This window comes from Arthrobacter sp. PvP103 (assembly GCF_017833075.1).
Taxonomy (GTDB): Bacteria; Actinomycetota; Actinomycetes; order Actinomycetales; family Micrococcaceae; genus Arthrobacter.
In genome coordinates, this window is sequence record NZ_JAFIBQ010000001.1 from 3977344 (window position 1) to 3997905 (window position 20562).

Sequence of the window (20562 nt, forward strand, 5' to 3'; positions counted from 1 at the left end):
CGGACCGAGGTAAGGAACGTATGCACCGCACCGACAACAGGCACGCCACCGGCGGCAGCCAGACCCACAGCGGCCGCCATCGCGGCTTCTCCGGGCACGGCCACCAGGCCCGTACCGTGGAGGCCCACCGTGAGGCCGTGCGTGAGCTCCTGGCGGACTTCAGCGGTCCCGGCCGTACAGAAGAGTTGCCGCTCCAGGCGGCGCTGGGACGCGGGCTCGCAGCGGATATCCCCGCGCCCGTGGACCTGCCGCCCTTTGCGAACTCCCAAATGGACGGCTTCGCCGTCCGCAGCCAGGACATTCCCGACGGCGGGACGGACCTGAGAGTGGTGGCGCCCATCCCGGCCGGTGCCACTGCAGCGGCGCTGGAACCGGGCACGGCCGCGCCGATCATGACCGGAGCCATGATTCCTGCCGGAGCCGACGCCGTCGTACCCGTTGAAAAAGCCGTTCCGGATTCCTTCCCGGAACCCGGAGCGGCGGCCACCGTCCGGCTGCCGGCAACGGAAGCAGGCACATACGTCCGCAGTGCGGGCAGCGACATCCCGGCCGGGGAGCTCGCGCTCGCCGCCGGAACGTTCCTGGGCCCGGGCCAGCTGGGGCTGCTGGCGGCACTGGGCATCACACGGGTCACGGTGCACCGGAAGCTGACGGTGCTCCTCGCCACCACGGGCGACGAAGTGGTGGAGCCCGGCAGCCCGCTGGAGCCCGGCAAGATCTACGACGCCAACGGCACACTCCTCGAAGCCGCCATGCGCCAGGCCGGGCTGGAGGTCCTGCGGGCTGCGATCTCAACGGACAGTCCGGACGCGCTGACTGCCACGCTGCGGAGGCATGCCCCGCAGGTGGACCTGATCGTCACCACGGGCGGTGTCAGCAAAGGAGCCTACGAGGTGGTCAGGCAGGCAGCCGCGGGACAGGACGTGGAGTTCCTGCACGTGGCCATGCAGCCCGGTGGACCCCAGGGCCTCGGGCGGTTCGACGGTGTCCCCTTCGTGGGTTTCCCGGGTAACCCGGTCAGCTGCCTGGTCTCTTTCGAAATGTTCCTGCGCCCGGTCCTCAGCTCGTTGTTCGGGGCACCGGCGCCGCGGCCGGCCATCCGGGCCAGGCTGGCGGCACCGCTGGAGTCACCCGAGGGGAAGCACCAGCTCCGGCGCGGCACGCTCCTTCCGGACGGCTCGGTCCGGCTCGAAGGGGGCGCAGGCTCGCACCTGGTCCATGCCCTGGCCAATTCCAACGCCCTGATCCATGTCCCGGTGGGGACATCTGCGCTCGCCGCGGGGGCAGAAGTGGAAGTATGGACGCTGTGAACAATGAAGACAACGTTGCCGGGCTGACGCATCTGCGCCGGGACGGGACAGCGCAGATGGTTGATGTTTCCGGCAAGGCCGAGACAACGCGGGAGGCAACAGCCACCGCCACGGTCCGCACCACCGCGGAGGTCCTCGCCCTCCTGGGTGCAGGCGACCTGCCCAAGGGCGACGCGCTGGCGGTTGCCCGCGTCGCAGGAATCATGGCTGCGAAGAAGACTCCCGAACTCATCCCGTTATGCCACCCGCTGCCCATCTCAAAAGTCACAGTCGATTTCGAACTGGGCCTGGATGCCGTTGCGGTCCTGGCAACCGTCAAGACCCGCGGCGTGACCGGCGTCGAAATGGAAGCGCTCACCGCGGCGTCGGTCGCGGCCCTCAGCGTGTACGACATGATCAAGGCAGTCGACAAGCATGCCGTATTGACCGATATCCGGGTGCTGGCCAAAAGCGGCGGCAAGAGCGGGGACTGGACAGCATGAGCACCTTCGGACAGCAGCCCGAACCGCACCGGCACGGAGAGGCCACCGGCCGGAAGGCCGGCGTCGTGATTGCCTCCAACCGGGCCGCTGCGGGCATCTACCGCGACGAAACCGGACCGGTCATCACCGATTGGCTGACCGAGCACGGTTTCGAGACATTCCCTGCCATGGTGGTGCCCGACGGCGAACCCGTGGGCGCCGCGCTTCGCGCCCTGCTGACACAGCAGCCCGCCGTGATCATCACCAGCGGCGGCACCGGCCTGAGCCCGGATGACCTGACTCCGGAGATGACGGTCCCCCTGCTGGACCGCGAAATTCCGGGGATCATGGAAGGAATCAGGCAGGCCGGACTGGCCAAGACGCCCATGGCCATGCTGAGCCGCGGACACGCGGGCGCGGCCGGACGCACTTTCATTGTCAATCTTCCCGGATCACCCAAGGGCGTCATGGACGGCCTGAGCGTGCTGGATCCGGTCATCAGCCACCTTTGCGACCAGTTGGAAGGCAGCCATGAGCACTGACAAGGCCACTGAGTCCGGATTCGAGATCGTAAATGCCGTGCTGAGCGCGGAGCCCATCTCCGTGGCGCAGGCCATCGCCGCTGTGGAATCGGACACGGCCGGCGCCGTGGTCAGCTTCAGCGGCGTGGTCAGGAACCACGACGGCGGCAAGCCCGTTGACCGGCTCAGCTACAGTGCGCATCCCACCGCCCACCAGGTGATGGCCGACGTCGTTGCCCGGCTCGTCGCCGAACATGCGGGCGACGGCGGCGAAACAGTGCGGATCTGGGCGGCGCACCGGGTGGGCATGCTGGAAATCGGCGACCCCGCGCTGGTGTGTGCCGTGTCCGCCTCGCACCGCGGCCAGGCCTTCGAGGTGTGCTCGGAGCTCGTTGACCGGATCAAGGAGCAGGTGCCCATCTGGAAGGAACAGTTCTTCACCGACGGGACCGTTGAATGGGTCGGGGCCGGAGCCTGAAGCAAGGGGCCGGAGGCCAGTAACCTCCTGTCCCGGTTCATCCTCGCAGCCGGGCCGACGGTAGGGTTAAGTCCATGACCGAACAACTTGCCGTCGCCGTCCTGGGCGCGAACGGGCGCATGGGCGCCGAGGCCGTGAAAGCCGTTGAAGCGGCCCCCGACATGAAGCTTGTAGCGGCCCTCGGACGCGGTGATTCACTCGAAGAGCTGGTCAATGCCGGCGCCCGGTTCGTGGTGGACCTGACCGTCCCCGAAAGCACCGAAGCGAACGTCCGCTTCGCCGTCGAACACGGCATGCACGCCGTCGTCGGCACTACCGGCTGGGACGCCTCCAGGCTCGGTGCGCTTGAGGAACTGCTGGGCCGGAATGCCGGGGTGGGCGTTCTCATTGCCCCGAACTTCGCGCTCGGCTCCGTCCTGGCGTCCGCTTTTGCCGCCAAGGCCGCCAGGTACTTCGAGTCCGTCGAGGTGATCGAGCTGCACCACCCGGACAAGGTTGACGCACCCTCCGGCACCGCCGTCCGTACCGCGCAGCTGATCGCGGCTGAACGCGCCGCCGCTGGCGTAGGCGCCAGTCCGGACGCCACCACTACTGAACTTGCCGGTGCCCGCGGCTGTGACGTGGACGGCATCCGCGTCCACAGCGTGCGCCTCCGCGGCCTTGTGGCCCACCAGGAAGTCCTCCTCGGCGGACCGGGGGAGCAGCTGACCCTGCGCCACGACTCCTTCGACCGGGCTTCCTTCATGCCTGGTGTCCTGCTGGGGGTGCGGAACGTTGCCGGCCACCCCGGACTGACCGTGGGCCTGGACGGCTACCTGGACCTCGGAATCTGACGGCAATGGGCAATGTCCTAGCCGGCTTTAAGAAGAACCGCACCAAGATCTGGGTCGGCGCGGTGACGCTGCTGCTGGTTTTCTACCTGGTGGTGTCCTTCCAGCGGTCCGTACTGCTCCTCGCGGACCCCAATCCCGTGGCAAAGGCCATTGGTGCCGCCTACCTGGTCCTGCCGGTCATCGGGGCCTGGGCCCTGGTGCGTGAACTGCTGTTCGGCGCACGGACGGAACAGATGGCCAAGGTCCTCGAGGCGGAAGGCGGGCTGCCGGTTGACAACCTGCAGCGCACACCTGCGGGGCGGATTGTGCGCGAATCGGCAGACGCCGAGTTTGAGAAGTACCGGACCGAAGCCGAGGAAGCGCCGGAAGACTGGCGTTCCTGGTTCCGGCTGAGCTGCGCTTATGACGCCGCAGGCGACCGCAAGCGCGCCCGGGCATCCATGCGTGACGCCCTGAAGCTGTTCCGCCAGTCCGCCTAGCGGATCCCCGCCCGCCGGTACCGGCCCACTTCATTGGCGGCGTGGGCCACCCACTCCAGCGGCCCCCGCCAGTTGAGCGCTGCCAAGGACCCTCCGATGAGGACGGCGGTCAGTGCCTGCGCCGCGTAGACGCCTTCGCGGGTCCATCCGGCGGGCAGCGGCTGCAGGTACATGGCGGCCACCAGGCACACATGCGCCGTGTAGAGGGTGAGGGTTATAGCGCCCGCACCCCGCAGCGGCAGCAGCAGGTCCAGGCTAAGCCATTCGCCCAGCCTCCCGAGGAGCAGGCAGGCGCCCACCACGGCTGCCGCTACGGCCGAAGTGTGGAGCAGGTCCAGGGTCGTGCCCGAATGCGGGGCGCTCCCTGCCAGCCACCACCAGGAGCCGGACTGCTCCACCCCGGCGAGGTTCACCTGCAGGAGGCTGTCCAGCGGGTAGCGGGGGTCCGCCAGCTGGGCCCGGAGCGCTTCCTTGCCGCCCCACTCATCCATCATCAGCACCCCCAGCCATTTGGCCAGCACGGCCACCACGGTCCCGCCGACAAGCAGGAGCATCTGGACGGGCGCCTTCGTCAGTGCCAGCCGGCCGATGACCAGCCCGATCAGCAGATAGCTCATCCACTGCAGGACGGGGTAGTACCCGGTCAGGAAAATGTCGCCCAGCAGGCGGCCCGGCGTGGTGAGGTCGTCCCAGCTGGGGTTGTGGCCCAGGTGCAGAGGCGGCGAAGGGGCCAGGAGCCAAGGCCGCAGCAGGTAGGCCAGCACCGGCGAGCCCAGTACCCAGGCGGCAGCCAGTGCACAGAGCGGTTTGATGCCGAGGCCAATGAACGGCAACACACACAGGAACAACACGGCGTAGTGGACCAGGATCACCGCGACGTTGACGTCCAGCCCGCCCAGGAAGAGCCCGACGACGGCGATCACGAGGGCGCGGAGCGCTATGCCGCGGCGTGCGCCGCTCAGTTCCTGGCCTTGCGGCGGACGCTGCTTTCCGGTGGACAGGGCAAGTCCGATGCCGGCCAGCACGGCAAACAGCGCGGCCGCACGCCCCGAGAAGGTCAGGCCGATCCACGTGGGCGTCAGCTGCGCGTTTGCTTCGAACGTGGGAAGCAGGTGGGTGGCCATCATGCCAAGAAGTGCCAGCCCCCGGGCCGCGTCGACTCCGGTGAGCCTCGTTGTCGTGCCGGTGCCTTTGGCAGTCCGCGAGGGGGAAACAATGCCACGGGAGGTCATGAGCCGATCGTCTCATATCCGGCCCGCAGGCTCTTGTATTCGAATATATGTTCGAATAGCATCGGTGTATGAACGATGCGCCGGAACGCCGAATCCAAGAACGCCGAATCCAAGAACGCCAACTCCCGGAACGCCAACTCCCGGAACGCCGAATCCCGGAACGCGAGACGTCCCCTGGCCCGCTCAAGGCGATGAGCCCCGGCGTGGTGGACTATCTCTTTCGGCAGCTGGTGGCCGGAAACCCGGCCGAGGATACCCAGTGGGGGAGAGAGGGCGTGGCCCTGTCCGCCCAGCCGCCCGGCGCCGAGTTGGCGCGGCGGCTCTCTGAATGCGACCTTGAGGCCCTCACGCCCACAGAGCTGTTCCACTACGTCCGTGCCGCCCAGCGGCTGGCCTCGTGGGCGGAGGCGCTGCGGGAGGATGCTGTTGCCCGCTACTGCGGTGCGCCCGGCCCGCCGCACTGACAAGTGACGTTCGTGGTGTGAATTTGACGACGATCACGCGGCCGCCATTGTCCTAACAAGGCGGGGACAGGGTAACGTTTTTCCTATGGCTGACACTTCCGCGAATAACCCTGCTTTTGGCACCCTCCTGACCGCCATGGTCACGCCGTTCACTGAGGACGGCAAAGTGGACTACCAGCAGGCGGCGGAACTGGCCGTAAAGCTTGTCGACGACGGCTGCGACGGCCTGGTCGTCACCGGCACCACGGGAGAAACCTCCACCCTCACCGACGAGGAGAACGTGGGCATGTTCCGTGCGGTCAAGGAAGCTGTCGGCGGCCGCGCCGCCATCATCGCCGGCACCGGAACGAACGACACCGCACACTCCGTGCACCTTTCCAAGCAGGCAGCCGAGGTTGGCGTCGACGGTCTGTTGCTCGTCACGCCCTACTACAACAAGCCCAGCCAGGCCGGCGTGCGCGCCCACTTTGAGACCATTGCGTCCTCCACCGACGTTCCCGTGATGCTTTACGACATCCCCGGCCGTTCCTCAATCCAGATTGCTCCGGACACCATGATCCGTCTTGCCGAGCACCCGAACATCGTTGCGGTCAAAGACGCCAAGGCCGATTTCGCCGCCGCCACGCGGGTCATGGCCCAGACCGACCTCCTGTTCTACTCCGGAGACGACGGACTGACCCTGCAGTGGATGGCGATGGGCGCCGTGGGGCTCGTGGGCGTCACCACCCACGTCGCCACACGCCGGTTCCGTGAATTGATCGACGCCGTGAACGCGAACGACCTGGGCACCGCCCGGAAGATCAATTTTGAACTCGAACCTGTCATCCGGGCCACGATGACCCGCGTGCAGGGGGCCGTTGCGGCCAAGCAGATTCTTAAATGGCAGGAAGTCCTGCCCAACTCGGTTGTCCGTTTGCCCCTCGTGGAGCCGGACGAAGCTGAGATCGCAATCATCCGCGAGGATTTGGCGGAAGCAGGCATGGTCTTTTCCTGATCGGCAAAGACCATTCCTGTTCCGCCCGGAAAGTAGTGCACTATGACCCAAACCGCCCTTCCCGGCCTTGTCACGCCACCGAAACTTCTCAAGGACACCCTGCGGATCGTTCCGCTCGGCGGCCTGGGGGAGATCGGCCGCAACATGACCGTTTTCGAAATCGACGGCAAGCTGCTGATCGTCGACTGCGGTGTCCTCTTCCCGGAGGAGACCCAGCCCGGCGTCGACCTGATCCTGCCCGATTTCTCCTACATCGAGAAGCGCCTCGATGACATCGTCGCCGTCGTCCTGACGCACGGCCACGAGGACCACATCGGTGCCGTTCCGTACCTGCTGCGCCTCCGCGCCGACATCCCCCTGGTGGGTTCCCAGCTGACGCTCGCCCTTATCGAGGCGAAGCTGCAGGAACACCGGATCAAGCCGATCACCCAGACCGTCACCGAGGGACAGGTGCAGAAGTTCGGCCCGTTCGAATGCGAATTCGTGGCCGTCAACCACTCCATCCCTGACGCCCTGGCAGTGTTCCTCCGTACCTCCGGCGGCACCGTACTGCACACCGGTGACTTCAAGATGGACCAGCTTCCGCTGGACGGCCGCATCACTGACCTCCGCCATTTCGCCAAGCTGGGCGAAGAAGGCGTGGACCTGTTCATGTCGGACTCCACAAACGCCGACGTGCCGGGCTTCACCACCGCGGAGAAGGAAATCGGCCCCACCCTGGACCGTCTCTTCGGCCAGGCGTCCAAGCGCCTGATCGTCGCGTCCTTCTCCTCGCACGTGCACCGGGTCCAGCAGGTCCTGGACGCTGCGGCCAACCATAACCGCAAGGTTGCGTTCGTGGGCCGCTCGATGGTCCGCAACATGGCCATCGCCGAGAAGCTCGGCTACCTCGACGTGCCCCCGGGCATCCTGGTTGACATCAAGAACATCGACAACCTGCCGGACAACCGCGTGGTGCTGATGTCCACCGGGTCCCAGGGCGAGCCGATGGCTGCCCTGTCCCGTATGGCCAACGGTGACCACCGCGTCGTCGTCGGCCAGGGCGACACCGTGATCCTGGCCTCCAGCCTGATCCCGGGCAACGAGAACGCGGTCTTCCGCATCATCAACGGCCTCCTCAAGCTCGGCGCCGATGTCATCCATAAGGGCAACGCCAAGGTCCACGTGTCCGGCCACGCCGCAGCCGGGGAACTGCTGTACTGCTACAACATCCTGGAACCGCTGAACGCGATGCCGGTGCACGGCGAGACGCGGCACCTGATTGCCAACGGCAAGATCGCCCTCGAGTCCGGCGTGCCGGACGAGAGCATCCTGCTGGCGGACAACGGCACTGTGATCGACCTCCGGGACCACCAGGCCGACGTCGTGGGCCAGGTCGAGGTGGGCTACGTCTACGTTGACGGCTCCAGCGTCGGCGAAGTCACGGAAGCTGACCTCAAGGACCGCCAGACCCTTGGCGATGAAGGCTTCATCTCCATTATCACCGTGATCCACCGCGCCACCGGCAAGGTGGTCTCCGGACCGGAAATCCACGCCCGCGGTGTGGCTGAGGACGATTCCGTTTTCGACGAAATCATTCCCAAGATCAATGCTGCGCTGGAAGAGGCCGTGCTGAACCATACGGACCACACCACGCACCAGCTCCAGCAGGTTGTCCGCCGTGTTGTCGGCACGTGGGTCAACCGCAAGCTTCGCCGCAAGCCCATGATCATTCCGGTGGTGCTGGAGGCGTAAGCGCCTGGGATTGTTTGACGGGTCCCTCCCCGCAGGAAAGCAGGCCCCCGGGCCGCGGACTGCGGGGAGGGTCCCGTCGTTTAAGCCGGGCGAGGCCCCGGAGTCGCTGGGCCCAGCCGTCCCGTCCGCAACATGCATGCCGGAACGCCCCGGAAATCCGGGGTTTTTGGCCGCACTTCGGGTACCGTGGCGGGTATGGCGACACGTACCTCCTCCGCGCCTAGAGGCAACTCAAGCGGCAAATCAGGCAGCTCAGCGGGCAGGGGCTCCGGCTCCGCTACGTCCAAAACCGGCCGGACCGGAGGATCATCGGGCACGGCACGCACCCGCCAGATGGCCGCCGTCGAACCCCGGCAGCCGTGGCTCGTGCGGGTGGCCGCAGGCGCCTGGCTGGGAATAGGGCACGTTGTCGGCGGCGGCATCCGCCGGATCGGCCACGACGTCAGCGACCTTGCCCCCGAGGACCGCCGGGACGGTGCCGCCCTCTTCAACCTCGCCCTGGGCGTCTTTGTTGCAACGTTCGCGTGGTGGGGTTTCAAGGGATGGTTCCCCGATACTGTGTTCGCGATTGTCAACGGCACGTTCGGCTGGATGTCTCTTTTGCTGCCGCTCATGCTTTTCGTCTGTGCCTTCCGGCTGTTCCGCCAGCCGTCGGACGGGCGGGGCAACAACAGGATCGGCATTGGCTTCCTCATCATGACCTTTGCCGGCTGCGGCCTGGCACACGTCATCGGCGGCCAGCCCACCGTAACGGACGGCTTCGACGGACTGCGTCAGGCCGGTGGAATGCTCGGCTTCCTGGCTGCCTCGCCGCTGGCTGCCCTGCATACCGCGGTGCCGGTGGCCGTGTACGGCTTGCTGGCCTTCACGTCCCTCCTGATCGTGACCGCCACGCCCTTCGGCGCGATTCCCCGCCGGATCAGGGATGCCTATGAGCACCTCATGGGCATCGACCTGCAGGAACCCGGCGACGTTCACGACCGCAGCTACCTCTACGAGAACGCGGGCCAGGATGCGCCCAAAAAGAAGAGGCGCAGCAGGCTGTTCGGCAAGGACCAGGAGACCGACCCCCGCCTCGAAGGATATGTGGGCGACGAGGCCTTCGAACATGCCGTCATCGACGACGACGAAGCGGCCGAGATCGCCAACGGCACCAAGGCAGCAGGCAGGGGCCCGCGTCCGGCGCCTGGTGTGCGCCGGCCCACGCAGGCCGAAATCGCCGTCGAAAAGATCAAGGCAGCCCAGGGACTGGGCACCAAGGGACAGGATGCAAACGGCGAGAACGCCACCGAGGCCATCCCGCTGGTGACGCCCGGAATGGTGGCTGCGGGCTCACTCAATCCGGCAGCCGGTGCTGCCGCCGTTGCCTCAGCCGCGCAGGTGCCCTCGCGCCCCGTCGCTCCGGCCCCGCCGCCCACGCCGATCCCGCAGCGCACGGAGCAGCTCTCGCTCGCGGGTGACGTTACGTACACCCTGCCGTCGTCGGATGTGCTGACCCCGGGCTCCATCCCGAAGGAACGCACGGAGGCCAACGATGCGATCGTGGCGTCACTGACCGAAACGCTCAACCAGTTCAACGTGGATGCCCAGGTCACCGGCTTCAGCCGCGGCCCCACGGTCACCCGTTATGAAATCGAACTCTCCCCGGGCACCAAGGTGGAACGCGTCACGGCGCTGTCCAAGAACATCTCCTATGCCGTCGCGTCCAGCGACGTCCGTATCCTCAGCCCGATCCCCGGCAAGTCCGCCATCGGCATCGAGATCCCCAACACGGACCGCGAAACCGTGTCCCTCGGCGATGTGCTCCGCAGCCAGAACGCCCGCCGCACCGACCACCCGATGGTCATGGGCGTCGGCAAGGACGTCGAGGGCGGCTACGTGGTGGCGAACCTCGCCAAGATGCCCCACCTGCTCGTCGCCGGTGCCACTGGTGCCGGTAAGTCGTCTTTCGTGAACTCCATGATCACCTCGATCCTGATGCGCGCCACCCCGGATGAGGTCCGCATGGTCATGGTGGACCCCAAACGCGTGGAACTCACGGCGTACGAGGGTGTCCCGCACTTGATCACGCCCATCATCACCAACCCCAAGAAGGCCGCCGAGGCCCTGCAATGGGTGGTCCGCGAAATGGACGCCCGCTACGACGACCTCGCCAACTACGGCTTCAAGCACATCGACGACTTCAACAAGGCGGTCCGGGCGGGCAAGGTCCACCCGCCGGTCGATTCCAAGCGCGTCATCCGTCCCTACCCGTACCTGTTGGTGATCGTGGACGAACTCGCCGACCTCATGATGGTCGCCCCGCGCGACGTCGAAGACTCCATCGTCCGCATCACCCAGCTGGCCCGTGCTGCCGGCATCCACCTGGTCCTGGCAACCCAGCGTCCGTCCGTCGACGTCGTCACCGGCCTGATCAAGGCCAACGTCCCGTCCCGCATGGCGTTCGCCACCTCATCGGTCACCGACTCCCGCGTGGTGCTCGACCAGCCCGGCGCGGAGAAGCTGATCGGCCAGGGTGACGCGCTCTTCCTGCCGATGGGCGCGTCCAAGGCCATGCGCGTCCAAGGCGCGTGGGTTACGGAATCGGAAATCCACAAGGTCGTTGAGCACGTCAAGGGCCAGCTCAAGGCCGTCTACCGCGACGACGTCGCGCCCGAGGCGCAGAAGAAGCAGATCGACGACGACATCGGGGACGACCTCGAAGTGCTGCTGCAGGCCACCGAACTCGTGGTCACCACCCAGTTCGGCTCCACCTCGATGCTCCAGCGGAAGCTGCGCGTGGGGTTCGCCAAGGCAGGCCGGCTCATGGACCTGCTCGAATCGAGGGGAGTGGTGGGCCCCTCCGAGGGCTCCAAGGCACGCGACGTGCTCGTGAAGCCGGACGACCTCGCCGCCGTCCTCGCTGCCATGAAGGGCCAGGACGCCCCTGCTGCACCGGATTCGCAGACCGCAGCACTCAGCGACAACGCCAACGCGAACATCGCCCAGGGCGGCTACGCCGAGGACCTCGTGGCGGCAGACCTGGACAACCGCACCCAGAAAGTCGAGTACTACGACGGCGCCGACGCCAGTGCAGGAGGCTACGGTGATGACGAAGACGGCTCCGAAGACGCCTGGTCGCTCACCGGACGGTAGCCTAGGAGAGTGACTAGCACTGAAGCCAACAGCTCAGGCTCCTCCTCCGGGATCTGGAACCTTCCGAACATCCTGACGATGCTGCGGATTGTCCTGGTGCCCTTCTTCGTCTGGTTCCTCGTTGCGGACGCACCGGGGTTTGACAGCCAGAACGGCATCTGGCGCTGGGCCGCGGCCTTGACGTTTGCGGTTGCCATTTACACGGACAAGCTCGACGGCGACATCGCCCGCAGCAGGGGGCTGATCACAGACTTCGGTAAGATCGCCGATCCGATCGCGGACAAGCTGCTCACCGGCTCCGCCCTCGTGATGCTCTCGCTGCTGGGCGAACTGCCGTGGTGGATCACCATCCTGATCCTGGCCCGCGAATGGGGGATCACGGCACTGCGGTTCTTCGTGATCAGGTACGGCGTCATCCCGGCGTCCCGCGGCGGCAAGCTCAAGACCGTGGTGCAGACCGTCGCGATCCTGCTGTATGTGGTCCCGCTCGCGTCACTGGCTCCGTGGCTGGGTGTGGTTGCCTTCCTGGTGATGCTGGCCGCCGTGGCCATCACCGTCTGGACCGGTGGACAATACGTCGTAGAAGCGCTGAAGCTGCGGGCAAACGGCAGGCGCGCAGCCAGCCAGCACGTACAAGGAGAGCAGCCATGAGCAATCTGCACCGCATCGCAGAACAGGCCGTCACCGGTGCCATCTCGCGCGGACTGACCGTTGCCACAGCCGAGTCGCTGACTGCAGGCATGGTGGCGGCGGTACTCGCGGACACCCCCGGCGCCTCGGGCATGCTCCAGGGCGGCGTGGTGTCCTATCAGAATTCCGTCAAGGCGGACGTCCTGGGCGTCCCCGGCGAACTGCTCGACGCCGTCGGGTCCGTCGATGGTGACGTGGCGAAAGCGATGGCCGAGGGGGCGAGGCGAGTCTGCGGGGCGGACATTGGCGTGTCCACCACAGGAGTCGCAGGTCCGGAACCACACGGCGGGAAAGCCGTGGGAACGGTTTTCGTCGGCATCGCCACCGCGGACGGTACGACGTCGTTCGGTTACGTTTTCGAGGGAAACCGCGCGGACATCCGCGGCCAGGCATGTGCGGCTGCTTTGGAGCGGTTGCTGGAGGCCCTATCTTCCGAGGCTTACCCGGCGTAAAGTTGCCGGGAACAAAATTTGATTCCTAATAGTTGTTACATTGTGTCGCTTCGGAATCAGTGAGGCGCCTAGGATGAATAAATAATTATGGTTCGCCTGACGAGGGCGGACCTGACGTACGAGGGAGCAAGGCGATACAGATGGTAAAGCAGCCCGTATCCGTGAACGGCGTTGTCCGCTGGAAGGATGTGGGCCTCGCCGATCAGGCAAAGAGCGAACAGAAGGAGCGCAAGATGGTAGTACTTCGTCACGAAATCGGTGATGTGCTGCGCGACGTTCGCCAGCGTCAGGGCCGTACCCTCCGCGAAGTGTCACACAGTGCCCGGGTTTCCCTGGGTTACCTTAGTGAAGTGGAGCGCGGCCAGAAGGAAGCCTCTTCGGAGTTGCTGTCTTCGATCTGCTCGGCCCTGGACGTCCCGTTGTCCAGCATGCTCCGCGAAGTCAGCGACCGCGTTGCCGTCGCTGAGGGCGTTGCTGTTCCGGACACCGTTCCGCAGGAATTCTCGCAGCGTTACCTTGACCGCGAACTCAATACTGAACTGTCTGACGAACTGGCCAAGGGACTGCTCTCGGGCGCCCGCTGACCCGCACATATTAGATCTTCGTATTAGACGCGAGGGGCCTCCGGCTGTGCCGGAGGCCCCTCGTCGTGATGCGTGCTGCCAGAGGCTTGTGCGGGCCCGGCGGGAGCGCCGGCCGTCGGGACCTACTTCGGCTCATCCTTGGGGAAGCCGTCGCGCTCATAGGTCGCGTTGAGCTTGGCCATGTAAGCGGCGAGAGCCTGCAGGTCCTCCACCGGCCATTCCCCGAGCCGCTCACGGAAAACCTCACGCCGGGCGTCCTGCACCTGGTGCATCTTTTCCTCACCCTTGGGCGTCAGCCGGATCGTCTGGGCCCGGCCGTCGAGAGGGTCCGCTTCCTTCGACACAAGGCCGATGCTCTCAAGGAACGCGATCTGCCGGCTGACGGACGGCTTGCCGACTCCGATGCACGTTGCCAGTTCGGTAAGCCGGATGGGACCTTCACGGCGGATCACGGTGAGCAGGCCATAGGCCGCCGGCTCCATGTCCGGGTGGACCTGCCGGGAGAGTTGCTGGGAGAGGGAGCGTCCACGGCGCCAGAAGAGGCTGATCTGGTTCTCCACGGTTCGCAGGGCCGCGTCGACGCTGTTTTCGGTGGCCCCGGAAGCATCGGGTTCCACGGCTGGGTTGCTCATGGCAACCATTCTATTGGCCGCAGGCGTGAGAGACTTTATCCGTGCGAATCAGCGACTTTTGGCGGCTCATGGACGACGAGTTCGGTGCGGGATACTCCCGTGTCCTCAGCAGTTCCCTGGTGCTCGCAGGTGTGGGCGGGCGGACGGCTGACCAGGCACTGGCGGCGGGTGTTCCCCCGCGGCAGGTCTGGCTTGCCATGTGCGACGTGCAGGACGTCCCGGCTGATCGACGTCTCGGCAGGGACGTTAAGCCGACCCGAAGCTGAGCGTCCGTGGCCTGACACGCCGTAGAATTGTTCGAATATCTGTTCGGGTCGGGCTATGCTTTTTTCAGACCGTTTTCCACATACGCAATGTCATCCGGCAACAATGTCGGTGGGTACCGTTAGCGTCGGTGATGACAGACAAAGGGCCGCTCAGGCCACTCCACAGCGAGAAAACTAGAGGTGTGAACCATGGCGGCAGCCCCGGATCGTCAGAAGGCGCTCGATGCAGCGCTGGCCCAGATCGACAAGCAGTTCGGCAAAGGCTCCGTCATGCGGCTGGGCGACGAAGTACGTGCTCCCATCGAAGTAATCCCCACCGGCTCCATTGCCTTGGACGTTGCCCTCGGCATTGGCGGCCTGCCGCGCGGCCGCGTCGTGGAAATCTACGGCCCCGAATCGTCGGGTAAAACCACCGTCGCCCTGCATGCCGTCGCGAATGCCCAGCGGCAGGGAGGCATCGCCGCCTTTATCGACGCCGAGCACGCCCTGGATCCGGAATACGCCGCCAAGCTTGGTGTCGATACTGACGCGCTGCTGGTCTCGCAGCCGGATACCGGTGAGCAGGCTCTGGAAATCATGGACATGCTGATCGGCTCGGGCTCCCTCGATGTCATCGTCATCGACTCCGTGGCAGCCCTCGTGCCCCGCGCGGAAATCGAAGGCGACATGGGCGACAGCCACGTCGGCCTGCAGGCCCGCCTGATGAGCCAGGCACTCCGTAAGATCACCGGCCGGTTGAGCCAGACCAAGACCACGGCCATCTTCATCAACCAGCTGCGCGAGAAGATCGGCGTTTTCTTCGGATCACCCGAGACAACCACCGGCGGTAAGGCACTGAAGTTCTACGCCTCCATCCGCATCGATGTCCGCCGCATCCAGACGCTGAAGGAAGGCGCCGACTCGGTGGGTAACCGCACCAAGGCAAAGATCGTCAAGAACAAGATGGCCCCGCCCTTCAAGATCGCCGAATTCGACATCATTTACGGTCAGGGCATCTCCCGCGAGGGCGGCATCATCGACATGGGCGTGGAGCACGGCCTGATCAAGAAATCGGGTTCATGGTTCACGTACGACGGCGACCAGCTGGGCCAGGGCATGGAGAACTCCCGGCGCTTCCTGCGGGACAATCCCGAGCTTGCCGCGGAGCTGGAGCGCCTCATCAAGGAGAAGCTCGGCGTCGGCGTCAAGCCCGCCGAGGCTGAAAAGGAAGCGTCGCCGAAGCTCAAGGCCGTTGACGGTTTCTAGGGGAAACCGGCCCGGGGGAGGCAGGCGCAGCGGGCCAGGGTTCCGTTCCCGGAAGCCTGGCCCGGCGGAATTCGGCGACGCCGCGCAGGAAGTCGACGGTCTTGCCGGAGCAGGGTTTTCCCCGGCGCCGCAGGCTGGACAGGATTCGGAACCGGATCCAGCTTCGGTGGCGCGGGCTATCGTGCTGCGGCAGCTCACCAACTCGCCCAAGAGCAGGCTGCAGCTGGCCCGCAAGCTCGCTGAACGCAACGTTCCGGACGATGTGGCTGAGTCCGTGCTGGACCGGTTCGAAGAAGTCCGGCTCGTCGATGACGCGGAGTTTGCCGACATGTGGGTCCGGAGCAGGTCCCAGACCCGGAAACTTGCCAGGGGGGCGCTGCGGCGTGAGCTCGCGGACAAGGGCATCGAGCCGGACGTTGCAGCCCGGGCCCTGGAGCAGCTCAGCGACGAAGCAGAGGAGTCGGCTGCCCGCCAACTCGTTGAACGCAAGCTGAAGGCCTCAGCGGACCTCACGGAGCGGGCCGAACGGGACAAAGTCACCCGTCGGCTGGCCTCCATGCTCGCCCGGAAGGGATACCAGCCCTCGCAGGCCTTCCGGATTGTGGGGGAGGTCCTGGAGGCCGCCGCCGGTGAACGGGCGGCAACGGAATTCCTGTGAACCGGTACCCTTAACAGGTGAGTTTGACCATTCCCTCCCCAGCGTCCGGCACCAGCACTTCCGCCACCACCGATACAGCACCCGCAGCTGCCCCGCAACGCACCTACCAGGTGCGTACCTTCGGCTGCCAGATGAACGTGCACGACTCCGAGCGGATGGCAGGCATGCTGGAGGATGCCGGCTACGTCCCGGCGTCCGGGGAGCACGCTGACGTGGTGGTCTTCAACACTTGCGCTGTCCGGGAGAACGCCGACAACAAGCTGTACGGCAACCTGGGAATGCTCGCGCCGGTCAAGGCGGCCAACCCCGGCATGCAGATCGCTGTGGGCGGCTGCCTGGCCCAGAAGGACCGCGAAACAATACTGAAGAAGGCCCCGTGGGTGGACGCCGTGTTCGGCACCCACAACGTCGGAGCCTTGCCCGCACTCCTTGACCGCGCCCGGCACAACAACGAAGCCCAGCTGGAAATCCTGGAGTCGCTGGACGTTTTCCCGTCCACCCTCCCCACCAAGCGGGACTCGGTGTATTCGGGCTGGGTCTCGATTTCCGTGGGTTGCAACAACACCTGTACGTTCTGCATTGTTCCGGCCCTGCGCGGCAAGGAAAAGGACCGCCGCCCGGGCGACATCCTCGCCGAAATCCAGGCACTGGTGGACGACGGCGCCATCGAAGTCACCCTGCTGGGCCAAAACGTGAATTCCTACGGTGTGGAATTCGGCGACCGCCAAGCGTTCTCCAAACTGCTGCGCGCCTGCGGCGAAATCCAAGGACTGGAGCGGGTCCGCTTCACCAGTCCGCACCCCGCCGCGTTCACTGACGACGTCATCGACGCCATGGCCGAAACACCCAACGTCATGCCGCAGCTGCACATGCCGCTGCAATCAGGCTCGGACAAGGTGCTCAAGGACATGAAGCGTTCCTACCGCTCTACCAAGTTCCTCGGCATCCTGGACAAGGTCCGGGAGCGCATCCCGCATGCGGCCATCTCCACGGACATCATCGTGGGCTTCCCGGGAGAAACGGAAGAGGATTTTCAAGCCACGCTCGACGTCGTCGAGAAATCCCGTTTTGCCACGGCATTCACGTTCCAGTACTCCAAGCGCCCCGGCACCCCCGCCGCCGACCTGCCTGACCAGCTTCCCAAGGCCGTGGTCCAGGAACGCTTTGAGCGCCTGACCGCCTTGCAGGACAGGATCGCCGCCGAGGAGAACGCCCGCCAGCTGGGCCGCCGGGTGGAGGTCATGGTCACGGCACAGTCGGGCCGCAAGTCCGAGGAAACACACCGCCTGTCGGGCCGGTCGCAGGACCAGCGCCTGGTGCACTTCTCGGTGCCGGAGGGTGCGGAGAAGCCCCGCCCCGGTGACCTTGTCACGGTGACCATCACCGAAGCCGCGGCTTTCCACCTGGTGGCAGATCCCGCGTCGGCGGCAGACTACTCCCTGCGCCGTTCGCGAGCCGGCGACGCCTGGGACAGGTCCCAGGCGGACTCCTGCGGAGCGCCCGTGGCCGGCGGCGGTGCCGGCAGCAACGGCGGCAAGGGCGGAGTGTCCCTCGGCATGCCGGCGCTCCCCGTCCGCCGCAGCTAGGCGATGGCCAGCCCGCAGGAGCACTCCGGCCCCACAACGCAGCCTCGGGGCGTCCCTCCCGTTATCGCGGTGGTCGGCCCCACGGGATCCGGCAAGTCGGACCTCGCCGTGGCGCTGGCGCTGGAACTGGACGGCGAAGTCATTAATGCCGACGCCATGCAGTTCTACCGTGGAATGGACATCGGCACCGCCAAAATCACGGCGGAGGAGCGCAGGGGAGTCCCGCACCACCTGCTCGACACCCTGGACGTCACCGAAGAAGCCAGTGTGTCCGCCTTCCAGCGGGAAGCGCGGGCAACCATCGCGGAGATCCACGGGCGCGGGAAGCGGGCAATCCTGGCGGGCGGGTCCGGCCTGTACGTCCGGGCCGCCCTGGACGTCCTCGAGTTTCCCGGCACGGATCCGGGCATCCGGCGCCGGCTGGAAGAGGAGCTCGACGACGCCGGCCTGGCCACGCTGCGCCGCAGGCTGGAAGCGGTCGATCCCGTCTCCGCCGCCCGCTTGGGCGACGCCCGCAGGGTTGTCCGCGCCCTCGAGGTCTTCGAACTGACAGGGCGCGCTTTCAGCTCCTTTATGCCCGTCCGGGAGTACTACCAGCCGGCGGTCCAGATCGGGCTCGAGGTGGACCGGGAGCTGCTGAAGGACAGGCTGGCGCAACGCGTTCACGGCATGGTCGCCAACGGACTCCAGGCCGAAGTGCAACGGTTGGACGCCGCCGGGCTGAGGCACGGCAAAACCGCCTCCCGCGCACTGGGCTACTCGCAGTTCCTGAAGGTGCTCGACGGCGAATGGGATACCGGCCAGGCCACGGAGGACACCATCGTGGCCACGCGGAAATTCGCCCGCAGGCAACTCACCTGGTTTAGGGCAGACCCCCGCATCCACTGGTTCGATTGGCAGGACCCGGACCTGGTGGCCAAAGCATTGGCTGTCTGCCGCTGACGAGGCTGTGCGCTGTGGCGCGTGTCCATTGGGATTCGGGCCGCACGGTTTTCCGGCCCGTCCCGCCGTGACGGTAACCTTGGACCATGGACGAAACCCTTGCACCCGCCCCTGACCGCACACTCCAGGGGCTGAGCGGCCTGGCCTTCTCCAAGGGCCACGGCACCGGCAACGATTTCGTGCTCGTCGCCGACCCCGAGGCTACCTGGCCGATTGCTCCCGAACAGGTGGCGGAACTCTGCGACCGCCACCGCGGCATCGGCGGCGACGGGCTGATCCGCGCCGTGCCGTCGCGCTACCTTCCCGAAGGGCGTGAGCTGCAGGCAGTCCACCCGGATGCCGAATGGTTCATGGACTACCGCAACGGCGACGGGTCCCTGTCGGAAATGTGCGGCAACGGCGTGCGGGTGTTCGTGCACTTCCTCGTCGCCCAAGGCCTTGTCCGCCTGGACGTGGGCGATGCCCTGACAATCGGAACACGCGCGGGCGCGAAAACGGTGGTGCGGACCGACGACGGCTACGCCGTGGACATGGGCCCGTGGGAATTTATTTTCCCGGGGGAGGCCACGGCGCGGGCCATGGACTCGCTCGTGACGGCCGACGGCCTGGAAGTACCGCGGCCGGCCCTGTCCGTCAGCATGGGGAACCCGCATACCGTGGTGGCCCTCGCAGAACTCAGCGAGCTCGAGGCAACGCAGCTATTCAAAGCACCGCATGTGGATCCCAAGCCGGCCAACGGCACCAACGTCGAGTTTGTCGTCCCGTCCGAGCCCCTGGTCCACGATGGCGTCGGGACAATCACCATGCGCGTCCACGAGCGCGGCGTAGGGGAGACGCAGTCCTGCGGTACCGGCGCCTGCGCGGCGGCCGTGGCCATCCGCCACTGGGCCGGGCAGGGCGCTCCCGACGCCTGGAACGTCAAGGTTCCCGGCGGCGTCGTCGGCGTGAAGTTCTTTGCCGGGCCGGAAGGCCACGAACATGTGGAGCTCAGCGGTCCGGCTGTGATCGTGGCTAGCGGGACGCTTTCCTGACCCGAAGGATCCTGAAGGACTTCGAGGTGCTTTCCCGGGTGACGGTAAAGCTGCTGTCCAGTTCGGCGCCCAGCCAGCGCTGCAGCGAATCCGAGCCCAGGTTCTTCTGGACCACCAGCCAGGCGGATCCGCCCGGCGCCAGGCGGGGGAGCCAGAGCAGCAGCAGGGAGTGCAGCTCGTCCTTGCCGATCCGGATGGGGGGATTGGACCAGATCGTGTCGAAGCGGAGGCCGGGATCGACGTCGTCAGGCAGGCTCGCGGTCACGTTGTTCAAGCCCAGCAGGCCGGCATTTTCATTCGTCAGCGCCACGCAGCGTTCGTTCACGTCCACGGCGTAGACATGCGAATGGGGCGCCCGGAGGGCCATGGTCAGGGCGATCGGACCCCAGCCGCAGCCGATGTCCAGCAGGTTGCCCTGGGGTGAAGGGGCCGGCACGTCGGCCAGCAGCACGGCAGTTCCCTTGTCGATACCGTCGGGGCTGAAGATGCCGCCGGACGTCTGCAGCCTGCGGGTTTCACCGGCAAGTTCCACGGTTAGCGGCTTGCGTGTGAACGGCCCGGCGGGTTGGGCGCTGAAATAGTGTGCAGACTCCATAACTCGCCAGATTAGTTGCCGTACGCGCCGATGGGAAACGGGGACGGGAACCGAGCACGGACACCGGTCTGCTAGTGTTTAATCCATGTTCTTGATCTTCGAGTAGCCGGCACGGGCCACAGCCCGTCCCGCAGCGACGCAGGTATTCACCTTCCGCTCTGTGCGCCGTCCTGCCGTGATTCTCCGGCCTGACATCCCGCCCGTACTACTTGGAGTCCAGCAATGCTGATCATCTGACCA

22 protein-coding genes are annotated in these 20562 nt (G+C 66.2%); 19 read left to right on the forward strand and 3 right to left on the reverse strand.

The genetic code is table 11. From position 1 onward, the window contains the following. Positions 1-20: 20 nt before the first annotated feature. The 6 genes from glp (at position 21) to JOE41_RS18195 (ending at position 4082) form a co-directional block, all read left to right on the forward strand. Positions 21-1310 carry a gephyrin-like molybdotransferase Glp gene (gene glp, locus JOE41_RS18170; RefSeq protein ID WP_245200761.1) on the forward strand — a complete coding sequence of 430 codons (1290 nt, stop codon included), beginning with the start codon at positions 21-23 and terminating at the stop codon, positions 1308-1310. Further along, positions 1298-1792 (forward strand): cyclic pyranopterin monophosphate synthase MoaC, encoded by a 495-nt coding sequence (moaC, locus tag JOE41_RS18175; RefSeq protein WP_011691306.1) that lies wholly within the window; start codon positions 1298-1300, stop codon positions 1790-1792. The genes glp and moaC overlap by 13 nt, the downstream gene beginning before the upstream one ends. Continuing rightward, positions 1789-2313 (forward strand): MogA/MoaB family molybdenum cofactor biosynthesis protein, encoded by a 525-nt coding sequence (locus JOE41_RS18180; protein ID WP_011691307.1) that lies wholly within the window; start codon positions 1789-1791, stop codon positions 2311-2313. Before moaC ends, JOE41_RS18180 begins: the two co-directional genes overlap by 4 nt. Then, on the forward strand, positions 2303-2770 hold the full coding sequence (locus tag JOE41_RS18185) for a molybdenum cofactor biosynthesis protein MoaE (RefSeq protein WP_209753155.1): 468 nt from the start codon (positions 2303-2305) through the stop codon (positions 2768-2770). The genes JOE41_RS18180 and JOE41_RS18185 overlap by 11 nt, the downstream gene beginning before the upstream one ends. Before the next feature lie 74 nt (positions 2771-2844). Beyond that, entirely contained in the window at positions 2845-3603 is a 759-nt protein-coding gene (gene dapB, locus JOE41_RS18190) for a 4-hydroxy-tetrahydrodipicolinate reductase (RefSeq protein ID WP_209753156.1), read from the forward strand. A gap of 5 nt (positions 3604-3608) precedes the next feature. After that, positions 3609-4082, forward strand: coding sequence for a hypothetical protein (locus JOE41_RS18195; RefSeq protein ID WP_209753157.1), 474 nt, complete (start codon positions 3609-3611; stop codon positions 4080-4082). On the opposite strand, the gene JOE41_RS18200 is transcribed toward JOE41_RS18195, so the two are convergent. Further along, complete coding sequence (locus JOE41_RS18200; protein WP_209753158.1) at positions 4079-5314, reverse strand: heparan-alpha-glucosaminide N-acetyltransferase domain-containing protein; 1236 nt, start codon at positions 5312-5314, stop codon at positions 4079-4081. The two genes, JOE41_RS18195 and JOE41_RS18200, sit on opposite strands and share 4 nt — an antisense overlap. 68 nt (positions 5315-5382) lie before the next feature. Between JOE41_RS18200 and JOE41_RS18205 the strand changes: the two genes are divergently transcribed. From JOE41_RS18205 to JOE41_RS18235, 7 genes are all read left to right on the forward strand, one after another. Then, positions 5383-5778: a hypothetical protein gene (locus JOE41_RS18205; protein WP_245200762.1), complete on the forward strand. Its 396-nt coding sequence runs from the start codon at positions 5383-5385 to the stop codon at positions 5776-5778. 85 nt (positions 5779-5863) lie between these two features. After that, positions 5864-6772, forward strand: a complete 909-nt coding sequence (dapA, locus tag JOE41_RS18210) for a 4-hydroxy-tetrahydrodipicolinate synthase (RefSeq protein WP_209753159.1) — start codon at positions 5864-5866, stop codon at positions 6770-6772. A gap of 42 nt (positions 6773-6814) precedes the next feature. Then, a complete protein-coding gene (locus tag JOE41_RS18215; protein WP_011691314.1) occupies positions 6815-8506 on the forward strand; it encodes a ribonuclease J in 1692 nt (563 codons plus the stop codon). A 195-nt stretch (positions 8507-8701) separates the two neighbouring features. Further along, on the forward strand, positions 8702-11641 hold the full coding sequence (locus JOE41_RS18220; protein ID WP_209753160.1) for a DNA translocase FtsK: 2940 nt from the start codon (positions 8702-8704) through the stop codon (positions 11639-11641). A gap of 9 nt (positions 11642-11650) precedes the next feature. Then, on the forward strand, positions 11651-12292 hold the full coding sequence (gene pgsA, locus JOE41_RS18225) for a CDP-diacylglycerol--glycerol-3-phosphate 3-phosphatidyltransferase (protein WP_011691316.1): 642 nt from the start codon (positions 11651-11653) through the stop codon (positions 12290-12292). After that, the gene (locus JOE41_RS18230) at positions 12289-12783 is read left to right on the forward strand and encodes a CinA family protein (protein WP_011691317.1); all 495 of its coding nucleotides are present in this window, start codon (positions 12289-12291) and stop codon (positions 12781-12783) included. The genes pgsA and JOE41_RS18230 overlap by 4 nt, the downstream gene beginning before the upstream one ends. A gap of 140 nt (positions 12784-12923) precedes the next feature. Next, the gene (locus JOE41_RS18235; protein WP_043429615.1) at positions 12924-13367 is read left to right on the forward strand and encodes a helix-turn-helix domain-containing protein; all 444 of its coding nucleotides are present in this window, start codon (positions 12924-12926) and stop codon (positions 13365-13367) included. A gap of 122 nt (positions 13368-13489) precedes the next feature. Here the strand turns inward: JOE41_RS18235 and JOE41_RS18240 are convergent, their stop codons facing one another. Then, positions 13490-13999 (reverse strand): MarR family winged helix-turn-helix transcriptional regulator, encoded by a 510-nt coding sequence (locus tag JOE41_RS18240; protein ID WP_209753161.1) that lies wholly within the window; start codon positions 13997-13999, stop codon positions 13490-13492. A gap of 41 nt (positions 14000-14040) precedes the next feature. On the opposite strand from JOE41_RS18240, the gene JOE41_RS18245 reads away from it, so the two are divergent. The 6 genes from JOE41_RS18245 (at position 14041) to dapF (ending at position 19727) form a co-directional block, all read left to right on the forward strand. After that, positions 14041-14265, forward strand: a complete 225-nt coding sequence (locus JOE41_RS18245; protein WP_011691320.1) for a DUF3046 domain-containing protein — start codon at positions 14041-14043, stop codon at positions 14263-14265. Between the two features lie 189 nt (positions 14266-14454). After that, positions 14455-15510 carry a recombinase RecA gene (gene recA, locus JOE41_RS18250; protein WP_011691321.1) on the forward strand — a complete coding sequence of 352 codons (1056 nt, stop codon included), beginning with the start codon at positions 14455-14457 and terminating at the stop codon, positions 15508-15510. A gap of 166 nt (positions 15511-15676) precedes the next feature. Continuing rightward, on the forward strand, positions 15677-16168 hold the full coding sequence (locus JOE41_RS18255; RefSeq protein ID WP_209753162.1) for a regulatory protein RecX: 492 nt from the start codon (positions 15677-15679) through the stop codon (positions 16166-16168). Positions 16169-16185: 17 nt separating this feature from the next. Beyond that, positions 16186-17754, forward strand: a complete 1569-nt coding sequence (gene miaB, locus JOE41_RS18260) for a tRNA (N6-isopentenyl adenosine(37)-C2)-methylthiotransferase MiaB (protein WP_209753163.1) — start codon at positions 16186-16188, stop codon at positions 17752-17754. 3 nt (positions 17755-17757) lie between these two features. Next, on the forward strand, positions 17758-18696 hold the full coding sequence (gene miaA, locus JOE41_RS18265; RefSeq protein ID WP_209753164.1) for a tRNA (adenosine(37)-N6)-dimethylallyltransferase MiaA: 939 nt from the start codon (positions 17758-17760) through the stop codon (positions 18694-18696). 86 nt (positions 18697-18782) lie between these two features. After that, on the forward strand, positions 18783-19727 hold the full coding sequence (gene dapF, locus JOE41_RS18270) for a diaminopimelate epimerase (RefSeq protein ID WP_011691325.1): 945 nt from the start codon (positions 18783-18785) through the stop codon (positions 19725-19727). Here the strand turns inward: dapF and JOE41_RS18275 are convergent. Next, positions 19708-20322 carry a class I SAM-dependent methyltransferase gene (locus JOE41_RS18275; protein ID WP_209746144.1) on the reverse strand — a complete coding sequence of 205 codons (615 nt, stop codon included), beginning with the start codon at positions 20320-20322 and terminating at the stop codon, positions 19708-19710. The two genes, dapF and JOE41_RS18275, sit on opposite strands and share 20 nt — an antisense overlap. Between the last annotated feature and the right edge of the window lie 240 nt (positions 20323-20562).